The sequence below is a fragment of the Flavobacterium sp. KH_001 genome (assembly GCF_057840745.1).
The window spans coordinates 4,325,259-4,341,409 of record NZ_CM174520.1; the positions used below are offsets into that span (position 1 = coordinate 4,325,259).

Annotated in this window: 11 protein-coding genes; 1 reads left to right on the top strand and 10 read right to left on the bottom strand. The window is 34.4% G+C overall.

The window, feature by feature from the left end; genetic code table 11:
* Positions 1–2 precede the first annotated feature (2 nt).
* Genes AC3ITQ_RS18500 through AC3ITQ_RS18510 form a run of 3 tightly spaced genes read right to left on the bottom strand, consistent with a single transcriptional unit; the run spans position 3 to position 6,308 of the window.
* Entirely contained in the window at positions 3–1,688 is a 1,686-nt protein-coding gene (locus AC3ITQ_RS18500; protein ID WP_489235612.1) for a RagB/SusD family nutrient uptake outer membrane protein, read from the bottom strand.
* 11 nt (positions 1,689–1,699) lie between these two features.
* Complete coding sequence (locus tag AC3ITQ_RS18505) at positions 1,700–4,831, bottom strand: SusC/RagA family TonB-linked outer membrane protein (RefSeq protein ID WP_489235613.1); 3,132 nt, start codon at positions 4,829–4,831, stop codon at positions 1,700–1,702.
* Between the two features lie 37 nt (positions 4,832–4,868).
* A complete protein-coding gene (locus tag AC3ITQ_RS18510; RefSeq protein WP_489235614.1) occupies positions 4,869–6,308 on the bottom strand; it encodes a glycoside hydrolase family 28 protein in 1,440 nt (479 codons plus the stop codon).
* A 287-nt stretch (positions 6,309–6,595) separates the two neighbouring features.
* On the opposite strand from AC3ITQ_RS18510, the gene AC3ITQ_RS18515 reads away from it, so the two are divergent.
* A complete protein-coding gene (locus AC3ITQ_RS18515; RefSeq protein WP_489235615.1) occupies positions 6,596–7,624 on the top strand; it encodes a LacI family DNA-binding transcriptional regulator in 1,029 nt (342 codons plus the stop codon).
* A 282-nt stretch (positions 7,625–7,906) separates the two neighbouring features.
* Here AC3ITQ_RS18515 and AC3ITQ_RS18520 read toward each other — a convergent pair whose 3' ends face one another.
* From AC3ITQ_RS18520 to kduI, 7 genes are all read right to left on the bottom strand, one after another.
* Complete coding sequence (locus tag AC3ITQ_RS18520; protein ID WP_489235616.1) at positions 7,907–9,523, bottom strand: UxaA family hydrolase; 1,617 nt, start codon at positions 9,521–9,523, stop codon at positions 7,907–7,909.
* Positions 9,524–9,577: 54 nt separating this feature from the next.
* On the bottom strand, positions 9,578–11,020 hold the full coding sequence (locus AC3ITQ_RS18525) for a tagaturonate reductase (RefSeq protein ID WP_489235617.1): 1,443 nt from the start codon (positions 11,018–11,020) through the stop codon (positions 9,578–9,580).
* 222 nt (positions 11,021–11,242) lie between these two features.
* Positions 11,243–11,911, bottom strand: a complete 669-nt coding sequence (locus tag AC3ITQ_RS18530; RefSeq protein WP_489235618.1) for a bifunctional 4-hydroxy-2-oxoglutarate aldolase/2-dehydro-3-deoxy-phosphogluconate aldolase — start codon at positions 11,909–11,911, stop codon at positions 11,243–11,245.
* An 11-nt stretch (positions 11,912–11,922) separates the two neighbouring features.
* The gene (locus tag AC3ITQ_RS18535) at positions 11,923–12,945 is read right to left on the bottom strand and encodes a PfkB family carbohydrate kinase (RefSeq protein ID WP_489235619.1); all 1,023 of its coding nucleotides are present in this window, start codon (positions 12,943–12,945) and stop codon (positions 11,923–11,925) included.
* Between the two features lie 142 nt (positions 12,946–13,087).
* Positions 13,088–14,494, bottom strand: coding sequence for a glucuronate isomerase (gene uxaC, locus AC3ITQ_RS18540; RefSeq protein ID WP_489235620.1), 1,407 nt, complete (start codon positions 14,492–14,494; stop codon positions 13,088–13,090).
* Between the two features lie 23 nt (positions 14,495–14,517).
* The gene (locus AC3ITQ_RS18545) at positions 14,518–15,306 is read right to left on the bottom strand and encodes a gluconate 5-dehydrogenase (RefSeq protein ID WP_489235621.1); all 789 of its coding nucleotides are present in this window, start codon (positions 15,304–15,306) and stop codon (positions 14,518–14,520) included.
* A gap of 4 nt (positions 15,307–15,310) precedes the next feature.
* Positions 15,311–16,147, bottom strand: a complete 837-nt coding sequence (gene kduI / locus AC3ITQ_RS18550; protein ID WP_489235622.1) for a 5-dehydro-4-deoxy-D-glucuronate isomerase — start codon at positions 16,145–16,147, stop codon at positions 15,311–15,313.
* Positions 16,148–16,151 lie beyond the last annotated feature (4 nt).

Here is a 16,151-nt window from a genome sequence, read left to right on the forward strand (position 1 = left end):
TACTAATAACCAGGATTCTGAGGAAAATCTTTATTTTGGTTTAAATCTAAAGCACTTTGTGGAATTGGTCTTAAAATTTTAAGTTTACCATCAACACCAACAAAGTTGGCTGCTTTAATTTTATAATTATGTGCTGATGCTCTTTCTACAAGAGTTCCTGTACGTTTCAAATCAAACCAACGTTTGTACTCTCCAAGCAATTCCCTTCCTCTTTCGTCTAGGATATAACTGATATTAAATTGTCCGATTGTTGCATTTGCTACGCCAGCTCTTCTTCTTACTTCATTCAAACGGTCTAAACCTGTAGTAGGAATTCCTGCTTTTAAATAAGCCTCAGCAGCTATCAAATAGGTTTCTCCAAGTCTTGATACAATGATATCTCTAGTACTTACAAGATTATTTGTTGCAGTACCTGCCGGTGTCGTTGGATCCGGATCATCAAATTTCTTAACCGGAATAGTATAACAATCCAAATTTTTTATTAGAGTATGTGCCGCAGAATACTCTCCCCATGGGTGATAAACAAAGGTCTTTGCAAGTCTCGAAGCATTTGCCGTTTCCCAAGCTAATCTGTCAGCTGGAGTAAACCATTTTGGCTCATAAAAGTGTCTTACTTTCAAAGCAGTCGGATTTGTACTTCTGTAATATGGATAGTAAAGTACTGTTTTAGCCTTTCCATCAGATCCTGTTGTTGTTTCTTCTAAAATTTCTGTCATAAACGTAGCTTCCCATCTTTTATCTCCTTTTTCATATAACCCTAAAGCATAATCAGTTGGACATAAATTGTAACTTCTTAATGGCGCTCCTGTTTCAGATCCTCCAAGATAAGAGCTGAAATAATAAAACTGACTATTTCCTAATTTTGTAGGATCAGTACTTGTTGAAGTTTTGTCGTATTGTACAGAGAAAATAGTTTCAACGTTTAAATCATTACCTGGTTTAAACAACTGATCAGAATCTAAATTTAAAGCTTGTCCTGCAATAGCAGCATCTGCATAAGAAGCCGCTTTTGTAAAATCTGCAGCGTTACCAAAAGTTTCGTAACCTCTTGTCAAATAAACTTTTGCCAATAAATCATTTACGGCTCTTTTGTTTACTTTTCCTGTTGTGCTATACGTTCCTGTTCCCACGCTTGCAAGTGCGGCATCAAGGTCTGAAATAATCGCAGTATACACTTCTTCAGCTGTATTTCTTTGGAAAGATAAAATCGGAGTGGTTACATTTTCATTAGCAATTGGAACACCACCATATGTTTGAACCAATAAAAAATAAGCATTTGCTCTTAAAAATCTTGCTTCTCCAACAAGCATATCTAAATTCGAGGTTTTTTCTGTAACTGTAGCATAATAAACCGTTTTATTTACAGACTGAATCAACTGATAACATGAATTGTACAAATCATCAACATTGTTTGAAGAAGGAATTAATAAAGTATATTGACTTAATCCGGCTGGCTCAGGAGTTCTTCCTTCTGCATACATATCAGTTCCTGATTCAAACAACCATGGATTTCCTCCATATATTCCTTTAAGCCAGGCATAGTTTGAATTCACTAGTAGTTGAAAACCTGATGCTGTTTTGTAAGTCTCATCTGCAGGTACATATGACTTGCTATCTTCTTCTATATAATCACTACATGAACTAAAAACAGTAACAATTATTCCTAAAATTAATATTATTTTTTTCATTTTATATCTTATTAAAATTTAACACTTAGTCCCAATTGCGTAGTCACAGAAGCCGGACGGTTTACACCAAAAGCTGAACCTGCCCATTCCGGATCATATCCGTCAAAATCTGTAAATACAAATGGATCTAAAACATTTACATAAATTCTTAAATTACTCATTTTCATTCTTTTAAGTAACTCTGAATTAAAAGTGTATCCTAAAGATATGTTTTTAATTTTTACATATGATGCATCTCTGTAGTAAGCAAATAAAGATGTCCAATAAGCTCCCGCTCCTGTTGCAACTGGCCCTGGACGAGGATTTGTAGTATTTGCATTGGCCTCAATACCTGTTCCGTTTGTTGGAATGAAATAATCCATTGCCAGTTTTTGACGTCCTCTGTCACTTACATCAGTAAAGTTCTGGTGAAAACTACTCAATACCGTTTGCCCCTGACTTGTTAATACAGAAAAATTGAAATCGAATTGCCCTACATTTAATTTAGAGTAAAAACTTCCCTGCCACTCCGGATTTGGATTGCCAATTACCGTTCTGTCATCCTGATTAAATTTACCATCTCCATTTAAATCTTTTGGTCGTGCCTGTCCCGGAGCTTGTCCGTATGAGGCTGCTTGAGCTGCTTCACTCTCTTGCCAAACACCATCATAAACATAATTATAATTAGGATTTAGAGGCGATCCAAGAATTAAATTATTTCCAATATCACTTACCTGATCCTGGTTATAAATTGATTCCAATTTATTTACGTTTTTAGTAAATGTAAAAGTCGTTTCCCAACTAACCATATTTGTTTTAATATTTTTAGTAGTCAACAAAACCTCAATACCTTTATTGCTAACAGATCCAACATTTGAATATGTATTTTTCCAACCTGATTCTGATGGTAATTGCTGTTTGTAAATCAAATCATCTGATAATCTGTCATAAACATCAACACTACCTGTAATTCTGTTTGCTAAGAAACCAAAATCAAGACCCAAGTTGATCTCTCTTGTTTTTTCCCATGACAAAAGTGGATTCGCCAATGTTTCTGATTGCCAGCCTGGAACTACACTAGGTCCATTTGCATAAAATGTTTGTTGATTTAATAAAGCCTGAGATGTATAAGGCGCAACATTGTCATTTCCTGTATATCCTAAACTCGCTCTCAATTTCAAATCTGAAACTATAGAATTATTTACCAAGAATGCCTCTTTACTAATTTTCCAACCTAAAGCTACTGAAGGGAAACTCTCCCATTTTGCCCCTTCTGCCAAGACAGATGAACCATCCCATCTATTAGATGCCGTTAATAAATATTTATCTTTAAAAGTATAATTCAAACGTACTGCATAAGAGTTAAGGGTGTTTTTTGCATAAGATGATTTAACAACATAGCTTGTTTGAACTCCTGAACCAATATTATCTGTTCCTGTGTTAAAAGGTTGACTGTTGGAATATAAATAAGAGCTTTCATCAACATTTGAATACAAACTTTGCAATAATAAAACACTAAAGTCATGTACCTCATTAAAAGTATGTTTCAAATCTATCTGATTATCCCACGTATAATTGAAGTTCTCTAAATTTTCTATTGATGATGAATTTTTACCGTTTAATGTTACACCGTTATTAGTTTGTGCACCATATGCCAATCCTCTTTTAGTATTATTAATTCCGGCAGCAAAAGTTGTTTTAAAAGATAGCCATTTAATAGGTTGGTATTGAAAATAAACGTTTCCAACTGTTTGCCATGTTTTTTCTGTTTGAGAAGAATTTGCAATCTCTACCAAAGGGTTGACAGTACTTGTTTTATTGATTGCCCATGAACCATCAGGATAAGTTAATTTTCCAGGAAGAAAGAAATTTGTTCCAACTAATTCATTTCCATCGGCGTCAATAGCCCAAGGTGACATAAGTGGACTTAATCTAAAAGCATCCTGCATTGCCAGGTCACTACCTAACTGCGTATCCAAACGAGCAACTGTAATATTTGCTCCCGTAGAGAATTTATCATTTATCTTATGATTTAAACCTAATTTAAATGAATACTTATCTGTTGAATCATTATCAATAAGACCTTCATCGCTTTGAATACCAAAACCTAAATTATAACTTAATCCTGAATCAGAACGTCCCGAAAGGTTTAAATAATTATTTTGGGTCATCCCTGTTTTAAGCACCGCATCATACCAGTCAAAATTATAACCACTATTTGCTCTTGACACTAATAACGGACTTTGGTTTCCGGCTAGTGCTGCTAATTGTGTGGGTGTTTGAGTTAAAGGGGTTGCACTCATATAAGCTACCTGGTGAAATTTCCACCATTCTTCACCGCTCATCATCTCAGGAAGTCTTGCGGCAGTTTTAGTTCCGTAAGAAGTGTCAAAAGTAACACTCATACCTGCTTTAGCGCTAGTACCACTTTTAGTTGTTACAATGATAACCCCGTTTGATCCTCTAGACCCGTAAATAGCTGCAGAAGAAGCATCCTTTAATACATCCATTCTGGCAATATCCTGTGGATTCAAAAAATCAATTCCATCCATTGGCACGCCATCAACAACATATAAAGGGGTTGAACCTACCATTTTTGGATTACTTGAATCTGATACTAATGAGTTGTTTCCTCTAATTACAACTTTAAATCCATCACCGGCGCGTCCTGAGCTAGATGAAATCTGAACTCCAGGTGTACTTCCCTGAATGGCCTCTAATGGATTGATGGTATTTCTTTCTGTAATTGTTGCAGCATTAATCGTGCTTACAGAACCGGTAAGATCCGTTTTCTTTACAGAACCATATCCTACAACCACAACTTCCGTAAGTGCATTAGATTGTTCAGCAAGACTAACATTTACTTTAGATTTTCCGGCAACACTAACTTCTTGTGTCTGAAAACCTAAATAGGAAATTACTAAGATAGCTTTAGTATTTGAAACATTTAATTTAAAACTCCCTTCAAAATCTGTTGAAGTTCCGTTTTTTGTTCCCTTTTCGAGAATATTCACACCCGGCAAAGATAATCCGGCGGCATCAGTAATTTTTCCCTCTACAATACTCGACTGAGCATTTATTGCATTACTACAAAGCAAATTCAGGAAAAATAAAAATACAAGGTTGTATTTTATTTTTTTCTTTGATAATGTTCTAATTTTCATAGTTTGGTTAATTGTGGTTAAGTGATAGTTTTTTCTTTTAATTTTTAATTGGTTTTACTTTTTTGTCATTGATATAAGTGTTAATAAAATTGATATTTTTTACATTCTTCAATTTATAAATGGAATCTACTTTGTGAATTACCACATTTTTAAGTGTGATATTTTCCACAGGAGATACTTCATAACCTTCAGCCCAAACGCTATACTTTCCTCCGTTTTTTACATTTATATTTTCAAGATTAATATTTCTGATAACAGGTATAAAATTTCCGGTTTGTGATCCGTATACATTATAAAACATGTTTAATTTTAAAACACATTCCTTAACTGTTCCCACTTCAATGTTGCGAACAAAAACATCCTCAATAATGCCTCCTCTTTTTGAATTTGTTTTAATGCGAATTGCTCTGTCCAGATTCGGACTATCCATTACACAGTCTTCAACAAAAACGTTGTTTACTCCTGCAGAAATTTCGCTGCCAATAACAACACCACCGTGTCCGTCAATCATTTTACAATTTTGCACGATAATATTTTTACTTGGTATTGCAACTCTTCTACCATCTGCATCTCTACCTGATTTAATAGCGATACAATCGTCACCAGTATTGAAAGTGCAGTTTTTAATAATTATGTTTTGAGAATATTCAGGATCACAACCGTCATTATTAGGTCCGTGACTATTTACAGTTACTCCATCAATAATAATATTGTTTGATTTTAAAGGATGAAGAATCCAAAACGGAGCATTTATTATGGTTATATCCTTAATTAAAACCGTATTACATTCAAAGAATTCAACAAAGCTTGGTCGTAAATAACGTCCATCTCCAAAAACCCTTTCTGAAACCGGCACACCTTTTTCTGCCATATCAACTAAAACCTCTCTGTTGTTTGGATCATTTTGTGAAGGAACACCTTTTTGCCAGCCATAATTTTTACCTCCTGACCAAACCCACCAGTTTGTATTGTTAGCCTGTCCGTTAAGAGTTCCTTTTCCGGTTATAGCAACATTAGTTTTATTTTTAGCATATATAAGAGGAGAATAATTCATCAATTCAGTTCCTTCCCATGAAGTATGAACTATAGGATAATCATTTGGATTTATACTGAAAAGAATCTCCGCTTTATCTTCTAAGTATAAATTCACATTGCTTTCTAAATGAATCGATCCGGTAAGAAATTTTCCATTTGGAACAATTACTTTTCCACCTCCATTTTCTGAACATGCATTAATAGCCTTTTCAAAAGCTGCAGTATTCATTGTTTTTCCGTCGGATACAGCACCAAAGTCAGTTACATTATAATCTTTATTCAAAAAGTGTGTTTTAGGCATACCTTTTATGATCAAATCCTTTTTTTTCCACGGATCAGTCTCAGAAACAGCAGAAATCTGCTTTCCACAAGATAAAACCAATACAATAACAGCGCTAAAAAGCACGGTTGTTTTCAATAGTAAAGGCTTAGCTGTAATCATTTAGTTATATTTATTATCATTTCCTGAATAAAAAGCAACAATTATGTAATCGATTACACGAAAGTAGAAAAATACATTGAATGCACCAAATTAATTTAGAAAAAATTTATATATTTAATTTTTATTAGTAATTTTATTTACACTTTGTGTAAAAAAAGACATAATTTATTATCATTGTGAAATTGAAAACGATTTAACTTTTATATTATGGTAATCGATAACATAATGAGTTAGATTATATAAAAAAAATGTACTTTTGTCTAAAATAAATCAAAAAATATTTTTGAATGAGCGAGAAAATAACCATTTATGATATTGCCAAAAAATTAAATATCACCGCCGCTACTGTTTCTAGGGCATTGAACAATAATCCTAAAATAAAAGAAAGCACACGTGACCTGGTAATTAAAACCGCTGCATCAATGAACTATAAGCAAAACAAACTTGCTTTAGCATTAAAAAGCGGCCGAAGTAATAACATAGGCGTTATTGTTCCTCGTATTGACAGTAACTTTTTCGCTTCGGTAATCCGTGGTATCGAAGAAGAACTCCAGCCTCATGGATATCAAGTTATTATATGTCAAACTCATGAAGATCTAAAAAGAGAAAGTGAAAATCTATATACCTTAATAGATGCTCAGGTTGACGGAATTCTAATGTCTGTAACAGCTGTAAGCACTGAGAATGACGCCGCTTTTCGTAATGTATTAGAGAAAAATGTTCCACTTATCTTTTTTGACCGTAGCAAACATATTGATGGTGTAAGCTCGGTAACTATCAATGACTTTAAAGGCGGTTACATTGCCACAAAACATTTAATAAGCGAAGGCTGCAGATGCATTGCTCATTTATCAGGAGATCAATCTCTTGAAATTTTCAAAAACAGGTTTTTGGGTTATAAACAAGCATTGTTGGATAATGGAATGCTATTTAAAGAAGAATATGTTGTTCCTGTTAAAAGTAGTGTTGAAGCCGGAAAAAACGCTGTTGAAACGTTGTTACAACTGGAAACTCCGCCTGACGCAATATTCTCTTCGAGTGATTTTGCAGCTCTGGGGGCTATTCAGGAATTGAAAGAAAGAAATATCAGTATTCCTAAAGAATTTTGTGTGGCAGGATTTAGTAATGAACCTTTTACCAAATTCATGGAATTATCGATTACATCTGTAGACCAATCACCACTTGAAATGGGAAAAATGTCAGCGCGTGTTTTTCTTGAACAGGTAGACAAAACACATACTATTAAAATTGAAAAAAAGGTAGTTCTCGCACCAGAATTACACATTCGTAAGTCTTCGTCCAGAACAACATCGTAATTTTTTTCCACCATATAAGTGATTATAAGTTCATTTTACTTTGCACATAATTTAAAATGCAGCTTATAAGTAGTTCATCATAACAGGTCCATATAAGCGAACTTCGCATCGAAATACACCAAAAGGCAGCCTTTAAATAAGCTGCCTTTTTTTGCACGTGTTATAATAGGAACTTATAATCACTTATATGGTAAAAAAAAAATAAGGCAGCCTTTAAATGAGCTGCCTTTACTAAGTATTATATGTAATATAACCTTATATCACTTATATGGTGAAAAAATTCTACAAAGAAACTCCTCTTTTCCAAGGAATAAAATCGTTTTGATTTAAGATTGCAGCTTTAGTTTTTATTGTTCCACTTGCAACATCAATAATAAACTCAAGCATTTCATCAGCCATATCATTGATTGATTTTTCTCCTGTGATAATTCCACCAGTATCAATATCGATAATATCAGACATCTTTTTAGCCAGTTCCGTATTAGATGAAATCTTCACAACTGGTGCAATTGGGTTTCCTGTTGGAGTTCCTAAACCTGTTGTAAATAAAACCATATTTGCTCCTGAACCAACCATTGCAGTTGTACATTCTACATCATTTCCTGGCGTACACAACAAGGTAAATCCTGGTTCATTAATATATTCTCCATAATCATAAACACCTACAATTGGTGAAGTACCACCTTTTTTAGCAGCACCAGCCGATTTCATTGCATCTGTTATCAAACCGTCCTTAATATTACCTGGAGATGGATTCATGTCAAATCCTGAACCTGCATCTACAACTGTTTTTTCGTACCATTGCATTAATTCCAAGAAACGTTTTCCGTCCTTATCATCTACACAACGGTTTACCAATTCCTGTTCTACTCCACATAATTCAGGGAATTCAGAAAGAATTGTAGTTCCTCCTAAGGCAACTAAATTATCAGATAAAACTCCCAATGTTGGATTAGCTGAAATTCCGGAGAATCCATCAGAACCACCACACTCTAAACCAATTCTTAATTTAGATAATGGAGCTGGCTCCCTTTTTATATCATTTGCTTTTTTGATTGCTTCAAAAGTATCTTTTACGACACTACTCAACATCGTTTCAATTGTCCCGATTTGCTGTTGATCATAGATTAAAACAGGCTTTTTACTATTTGGATTAATAGCATCTAAAGCATCTTTAAAGATCTGAATTTGAAGATTTTGACACCCTAAACTCAAAACTGTAGCACCGGCAACGTTTGGATTATTTACATAACCAGCCAATAACTTAGCCAAACTATGTGAATCCTGGCGAATTCCACCACATCCACCCTGGTGTGTAATGAATTTTACTTCAATATTATTGAATAAGTTAGCATCATTAGAAGCTGCCTCATTACCAGCACCGCCAGTTTCTGTTTTTACCAAAGAACGAAGCAACAATTGATAATCGTTCTCTTTTGGTTTCATTAATTCTTTCTCAAAAATATCTTTTAAGATTTCGATATTTCTATTTTCACAAAAAACTAGTGGAAAAAACAACCAAACATTTTCAGTTCCAACTTGCCCGTCTTCTCTGTGATAACCCTGCCACGTTCTGTCTTTCCATTTATCAATATTTGGAGAATTCCACCCAATAGTTTCTGTTTTACCAGTTACTTTATCACTTTCGTGTTTTACGTTTGCAGTAGAAAGCAATCCTCCTTTTTCGATTCTTGCACTTGCTTTACCAACCAAAACACCATACATAATAATACGATCTCCCACATTAAAGGGAACCATCGCAATTTTATGCTTCATTTTCACATCAGATTCGATAGTGATATCTTGCCCTTCAAAGTTGATTACTTCGCCAGCAACCAGATTAACCAATGCTACAGCAACGTTATCTGAAGGATTTACTTTTATTAATTTTTTTTGCATGATCGTTTTTTTTTAAAGTTGCTAAGTTTCTAAGATTCTTAGAAACTATTCCAATTAATATTGTTTGCTGAAATTCGCAAATCCTTGTTCTATTCCGTTTTCTTCAATTTCATTTAAGGCCAATACTAAAGCTTCTGATAAATCTTTTATTTTAGTTAAGTCTTCACCCCAGAAGTCAGTGCTCGCTAATACTTTAGTCACAACTAAATCTGTAGATCCTAATTGCCACGCATCTTTAAATGCTTCAACTATTTCAGGAGAATCTTTTACAGGTAATGTTTCGTTATTCCAGGTTCCTTTGTAGAATTGAATTAAACTCGCTAATGAAAAAGTCAAATTCACAGGCAATTTTTGGTTAGCATTGTAATATCCTAATAAACTAGGTAAAACTCTTACTTTGAATTTTGAAATAGAATTTAATGCAATATCTGCAAGCGCATGTTTGATAAATGGATTTTTAAATCGGTCCATTACTTCTTCGGAATAGGCTGTAATTTCATTTTTGTCCATATCAAGAGTTTCGCTAATTTCACTAATAACGCCGTTTACGAATTTTCCGGTAAAATCTCCGTTAACCGTTTCCATTACTAATTTGTTACCGTACAAAAGCGAAAAAGGAACCATTGCCGTGTGTGCACCATTCAGAATACGAACTTTAATCATTTTAAAAGGACGTATATCATCAACGATTTTTACATTCAAATCTGTTTTATCAAAAGGTAATTTTGCTTTTAAAGCATTGCCGCCTTCAATAGCCCAAAGAAAGAAAGGTTCAGCAGCAACAATTAAATTGTCCTGGTAATCTAATTTATTATTGTATTCTTCAATTTCAGCTCTTGGATATCCAGGAACAATTCTGTCAACCAAAGTACTGTGATATGTACATGCATCTGATACCCAAATTTTAAATGCATCCTCTAATTTCCATAAGTCAACATATTGTAAAATATATTTTTTTAGCGTCTCTGAGTTATAATCAATCAATTCACAAGGAATGATTGTTACTGCTTTAGAAGCATCTCCGTTGAAATGTTTAAATCTTTCATATAATAAAACAGTCAGCTTTGCAGGAAACGAAACTGGTGGTTGCATATCCGGAGTATCACTTTCGATGAATTCAATTCCAGCTTCAGTAGTATTTGAAACAATAAACTGAAGTTCTTCTTCTTTGGCTAAAGCTAAATAATCTGCAAATTCAGTATAGGGATTTAGCGCTTTTACAACGTTTGTAATTAACTCAATATCTTGTATTTTTTCACCTTTTTTAATACCATTCATAAACAAAGTATAAAGACCGTCCTGATCATTTATCAGATGCACCATACCATCTTTCAAAGGTTGAACCATCGCAATACCGGCATTAAAATCAACATCTTTATTTAGTTTATGAAAAGCGTAATCAACAAAAGCTCTCAAGAAATTCCCTTCTCCAAACTGAACTACTTTTATTGGCTGTAATTTTTCTAATCCTGTATTTTTTCTGTTTAACTGTTTCATTTTAATTCATTAAAGCGTTATAAATAACCACGATAAATACCTTATTGCTTTGGAAGAAGTCTTTTTTTAATTGTAAAAGAAACATTACACTTGTAAGAGTAAAATACCATTTGCTGTGAGGAGTGACAAACTGTATTTAGCAAGCGTAATGCTCAATTACAAAACGTTAAAATCTAAAAAAAACTGCAATGTAAATAAGGAATCGGTATGATTACTCCTTATTTATTTTCTAATATTTTTGATGATATCCAAAACCTGACTTACTATATTTTTTAAGCCATCAAAGTCATTGTTATCTAATATATCTTTTGAAATTAATTGTGACCCAAGACCCACACAAGTTGCTCCTGCGTTCAACCATGAAGACAAACTTTCTACTGTTGGATAAACACCTCCGGTTGGCATAATGTTCGTCCACGGGCATGGTCCTTTTATTGCTTTTATAAACTCTGGTCCATAGATATCAGCAGGAAATAATTTTACAATTTCGCAACCTAATTCTTCAGCTCTCGCAATCTCGGTAAGTGTTCCGCAACCTGGAGACCATAATACTTTACGACGATTACAGGCAATTGCAATATCTTCTCTAAAAACCGGTGTTACAATAAAATTAGCACCTAAACTCATATATAAAGAAGCCGAAGCTGCATCAGTAATCGAACCAACTCCTAACATCATCCCTGGCAGTTCAGCCAAAGCATATTTGTTTAAAGCTCCAAAAACTTCATGAGCAAAATCTCCTCTGCTGGTAAACTCCATTAGTCTTGAACCACCATCATAACAGGCTTTTAAAACTTTCTTGCTCACTTCGATATCTGAATGAAAAAACAACGGAACCATTCCATTATCTTTCATTTGCTGTGCTACTTCAATTCTTGTATACTTTGCCATTTTTTTATTTTTTATCTTGATACTAATCCTGCTGAATCACCACCAAGCATATTTTCAACTTCTTTTAAGGTCACCAAATTATAATCTCCAGCAATAGTATGTTTTAAGCAACAAGCAGCCACTGCAAAATCTAATGCTTTTTGATTATCATTTTCGTATTGTGACAATCCATAAATCAATCCTCCCATAAAGGCATCTCCACTTCCTACTCTGTCAACAACTGGCGTTACTTCTTTTACGGCAGCGTGATAAATTGTTTTTCCGTTAAATAAAACTCCTCCAATTCGTTGGTGTGAAGCACTTACAGAATAACGTAAAGTCGTTGCTACTGTTTTTAAATTCGGAATCAAATCAAACAGCTTCGTGTATAAAACAGGAAGCGATTTTTCATCCTGATAATTTGGATTCGCTTTTGGAATGCCCAACATAAAATAGGCAGTATCAATATCACCTAAAATAACGTTGCTATATTGTAGCATTTCCGGCATAACCTCACTTGGCGTTTTACCATATTGCCATAATTTTGATCTGTAATTTAAATCACAGGAAATCGTAATTCCCATTTTGTGCGCTACTTTAATAGCTTCTAAACAAGCTTCTGCAGCACTTTGAGAAATGGCAGGTGTAATTCCGCTCCAGTGAAACCAGGTAGCTCCTTCTAATACTTTTTCCCAGTCAATAAGACCTTTTTCAATAGTTGCCATCGAGCTATGCGTACGGTCATACACTACATTACTTCCTCTTGTGCCGGCACCAGTCTCCAGAAAATAGATTCCTAAACGTTCCCCTCCAAAAACTATGTTTTTAGATTCCACGTTCATTTTTCGCATTTCTCTCAAAGCAGATCCACCAATTTCGTTTTCAGGTAATCTTGTTACAAATTCTGCATCTAAACCATAATTTGCCAAAGACACACAAACATTAAATTCGCCGCCGCCATAAGTAGCTCCAAATGCGGTAGATTGCGCGAAACGCAGGTGTCGCTCTGTCGAAAGACGTAGCATAATTTCACCGAATGCAACTATTTTACTCATATATATTATTTTACCAGTAAAGATTTTTTACCATTAAGAGATTAAGAAAATAAAGTTTTGAGCTATCAAAAACTCTTTCTTCTTGCTTCTTTATTCTATTCTCTATATTCTATTCTCTATATTCTATACTCTATCTTCTCAATTAAAACTTGAAATACTCCTTTGCATTATTATACGAAATATCAGAAACCAGTTTTCCAATCCATTCCATATCAGCAGGAAGTTCTCCTCTTTGAATTTCATCTCCTAAAAGATTACAAAGAATACGTCTGAAATATTCGTGTCTTGGAAAAGACAAGAAGCTTCTTGAATCTGTCAACATTCCCACAAAACAGCTAATTAAACCCATATTTGAAAGGGCGTTTAATTGTTTTGTCATTCCGTCTTTCTGATCTAAAAACCACCATCCTGATCCTAATTGTACTTTACCTCTAACGCTTCCGTCATTGAAGTTTCCTATCATCGTAGCCATAACTTCGTTATCAGCAGGATTCAGATTATAAATGATTGTTTTTGTCAATTTATCTTTGCTATCTAATGCATTTAAGAAAGAAGATAGTTTTTGTGCCTGCGGATAATCTCCGATGGAATCCCAACCTGTATCAGGACCTAAAATTCTGTGCATACGGGCATTATTATTTCTTAATGCACCTAAGTGAAATTGCTGCACCCATCCAAATTCATGGTATGTTTCTGAAAGGAACAATAAGATTGCACTTTGGAATTTCAATGTCTCTTCAGGAGTTATGATTCTGTTCTCTCTTTTCTTTTTGAAAATGGAAGCCACTTCAGCTTCTGTAAATTCTTCAAAATAAATTTGATCTAAACCATGATCACTTAATTTACATCCGTGTTGACCGAAGAATTCAATTCTCTTTCTCAAAGCATCACGTAAATCATCGTAAGTATTAATGGCAATGCCAGCTACATCTCCCAAAGTATCTACGTATGCATTATAGCCATCATTCGAAATTAAAATTGCTTTATCAGGTCTGAAAGCAGTACTCATTTTTGTACCAATTGGATTTTTAGTCAGTTTCTGGTGAAACTCTAAACTATCAATTGGATCTTCTGTAGTACAAACTAATTCAGCGTTTACTTTTTTAAGTAAGTTTTGCGTGCTGTACGCTTCTGATTTTATTTTCTCAGAAGTTTCGATATATATTTTCTCAGCTGATTTCTCATTCAATAATTCGTAGATATCAAAATAACGAGCCAATTCTAAGTGAGTCCAGTGGTAAAGAGGATTACGCATGGTGTACGGAACCGTTTTTCCCCAGTTTAAGAACTTATCTTTATCAGAACCATTTCCCGTTACAAATTGTTCGTTAATCCCTAACGTACGCATTGCACGCCATTTGTAGTGATCGCCGTTAATCCAGACCTGTGTGATATTGTCAAAAATTTTATCTTCAGCAATAAACTGTGGGTTCAGGTGATTGTGGTAATCTATGATAGGCTGATTTTTTGAGTAATTATGATATAACTCTTCAGCGTATTTATTTTCAAGTAAAAAATTGTCGTTTATGAATGTCTTATTTGAACTCATGTCTTTTTTAATATAATTGAGAATTATTCGTTTGATGGTTTACCAATAGTAGCCAAAATTCCGCCATCAACATATAAAATATGCCCGTTAACAAAATCACTTGCCTTTGATGATAAAAATATCGCTGCACCGGCTAAATCACTTGCATCACCCCATTTTGCCGCCGGAGTTCTGCTGATGATAAAATCATTAAAAGGATGTCCGTCAACTCTAATTGGTTTTGTTTGTTCTGTCGCAAAATAACCAGGCCCAATTCCGTTGATCTGAACGTTGTGTTTTGCCCATTCCGTAGCCATATTTTTAGTCAGCATTTTCAAACCGCCTTTTGCAGCAGCGTAAGCACCAACCGTACTACGGCCTAATTCACTCATCATCGAACAAATGTTGATTATTTTTCCTTGTTTTCTCTCAATCATACCTTTGGCAACATGCTTAGAAACAATAAAAGGAGAAACCAAATCAATATCAATCACTTCTTTAAAATCCGCTACTTCCATATCGATTAACGGAATTCTTTTGATGATTCCTGCATTATTAATCAAAATATCAATAGGTCCAACTTCGGCTTGTATTTTTGCAACAGCAGCTATAACTTCCTGCTCATCAGTTACATTAAACTTACAACCAACTGCATTTATACCTTGACTTTTAAGCTCGTTTACAGCATCATCAATTTTCTGTTGAGAAGAATTTCCGTTTACTACAATTGTAGCTCCTGCCTCACCCAGTCCTTTTGCCATTGCCATTCCCAGTCCGTGTGTACTTCCTGTAATCAGGGCAACCTTCCCTTTTATATCAAATAAGTTCGTCATCTTCTTATCTTAAATCTGTTATTTTGCAAACATCCATATCTCCATAATCTAAATTCTCACCGGCCATTCCCCAAATAAAAGTATAATTTGAAGTTCCTGAACCTGAATGTATAGACCATGGTGGAGAAATAACCGCCTGATGATTGTTCATCCAGATGTGTCTTGTTTCCTGTGGTTGTCCCATAAAATGACAAACAGCCTGATTTTCCGGTATATCTAGATAGAAATAAACTTCCATTCTACGATCGTGTACGTGTGCCGGCATTGTATTCCAAACACTCCCTGGTCGTAATTCTGTCATTCCCATTTGCAATTGACAAGTTGTAACCACGCTACCAATAATCATTTGATTTACGGTACGGTGATTTGCCGTTTCCATAGTACCTAACTGCAATTTATTAGCTTGCTCTAAACTTACTTTGACAGTAGGATAAGTAGTGTGAGCCGGTGCAGAGTTTATGTAAAACTTAGCTGGATTTTTACTGTCCGCACTTTTAAAAATTACTTCTTTATTTCCGCTTCCAATATATAAAGCATCTTTAAAACCCAATTCATAAGATGTTCCTTCAACAACAACAGAACCACTTCCACCAACATTGATAATTCCCATTTCTCTTCTTTCTAAGAAATAACCTGCTTTAAGAGGATCAATCGTTTCCAGAGTAAGATCTTTTACCGGAACAGCAGAACCTGCAATGTATCGGTCATAATGAGAATACGTCAATACAATTTCGTTCTCCTGCATTAAGTCATCAATTAAGAATTCATTTCTCAACTGTTGTGTATCATATTGTTTTACTGCTTCAGGGCTTGACGCGTATCTTGAACTGTATTTTGTCATAATT

Excerpts from the sequence above, each read along its gene's own strand:
- AC3ITQ_RS18535 (WP_489235619.1), bottom strand. The coding sequence starts at position 12,945 with ATGAGTAAAATAGTTGCATTCGGTGAAATTATGCTACGTCTTTCGACA.
- AC3ITQ_RS18515 (WP_489235615.1), top strand. The coding sequence starts at position 6,596 with ATGAGCGAGAAAATAACCATTTATGATATTGCCAAAAAATTAAATATC.
- AC3ITQ_RS18525 (WP_489235617.1), bottom strand. The coding sequence starts at position 11,020 with ATGAAACAGTTAAACAGAAAAAATACAGGATTAGAAAAATTACAGCCA.
- AC3ITQ_RS18520 (WP_489235616.1), bottom strand. The coding sequence starts at position 9,523 with ATGCAAAAAAAATTAATAAAAGTAAATCCTTCAGATAACGTTGCTGTA.
- uxaC (WP_489235620.1), bottom strand. The coding sequence starts at position 14,494 with ATGAGTTCAAATAAGACATTCATAAACGACAATTTTTTACTTGAAAAT.
- AC3ITQ_RS18530 (WP_489235618.1), bottom strand. The coding sequence starts at position 11,911 with ATGGCAAAGTATACAAGAATTGAAGTAGCACAGCAAATGAAAGATAAT.
- AC3ITQ_RS18505 (WP_489235613.1), bottom strand. The coding sequence starts at position 4,831 with ATGAAAATTAGAACATTATCAAAGAAAAAAATAAAATACAACCTTGTA.
- AC3ITQ_RS18500 (WP_489235612.1), bottom strand. The coding sequence starts at position 1,688 with ATGAAAAAAATAATATTAATTTTAGGAATAATTGTTACTGTTTTTAGT.
- AC3ITQ_RS18545 (WP_489235621.1), bottom strand. The coding sequence starts at position 15,306 with ATGACGAACTTATTTGATATAAAAGGGAAGGTTGCCCTGATTACAGGA.
- AC3ITQ_RS18510 (WP_489235614.1), bottom strand. The coding sequence starts at position 6,308 with ATGATTACAGCTAAGCCTTTACTATTGAAAACAACCGTGCTTTTTAGC.
- kduI (WP_489235622.1), bottom strand. The coding sequence starts at position 16,147 with ATGACAAAATACAGTTCAAGATACGCGTCAAGCCCTGAAGCAGTAAAA.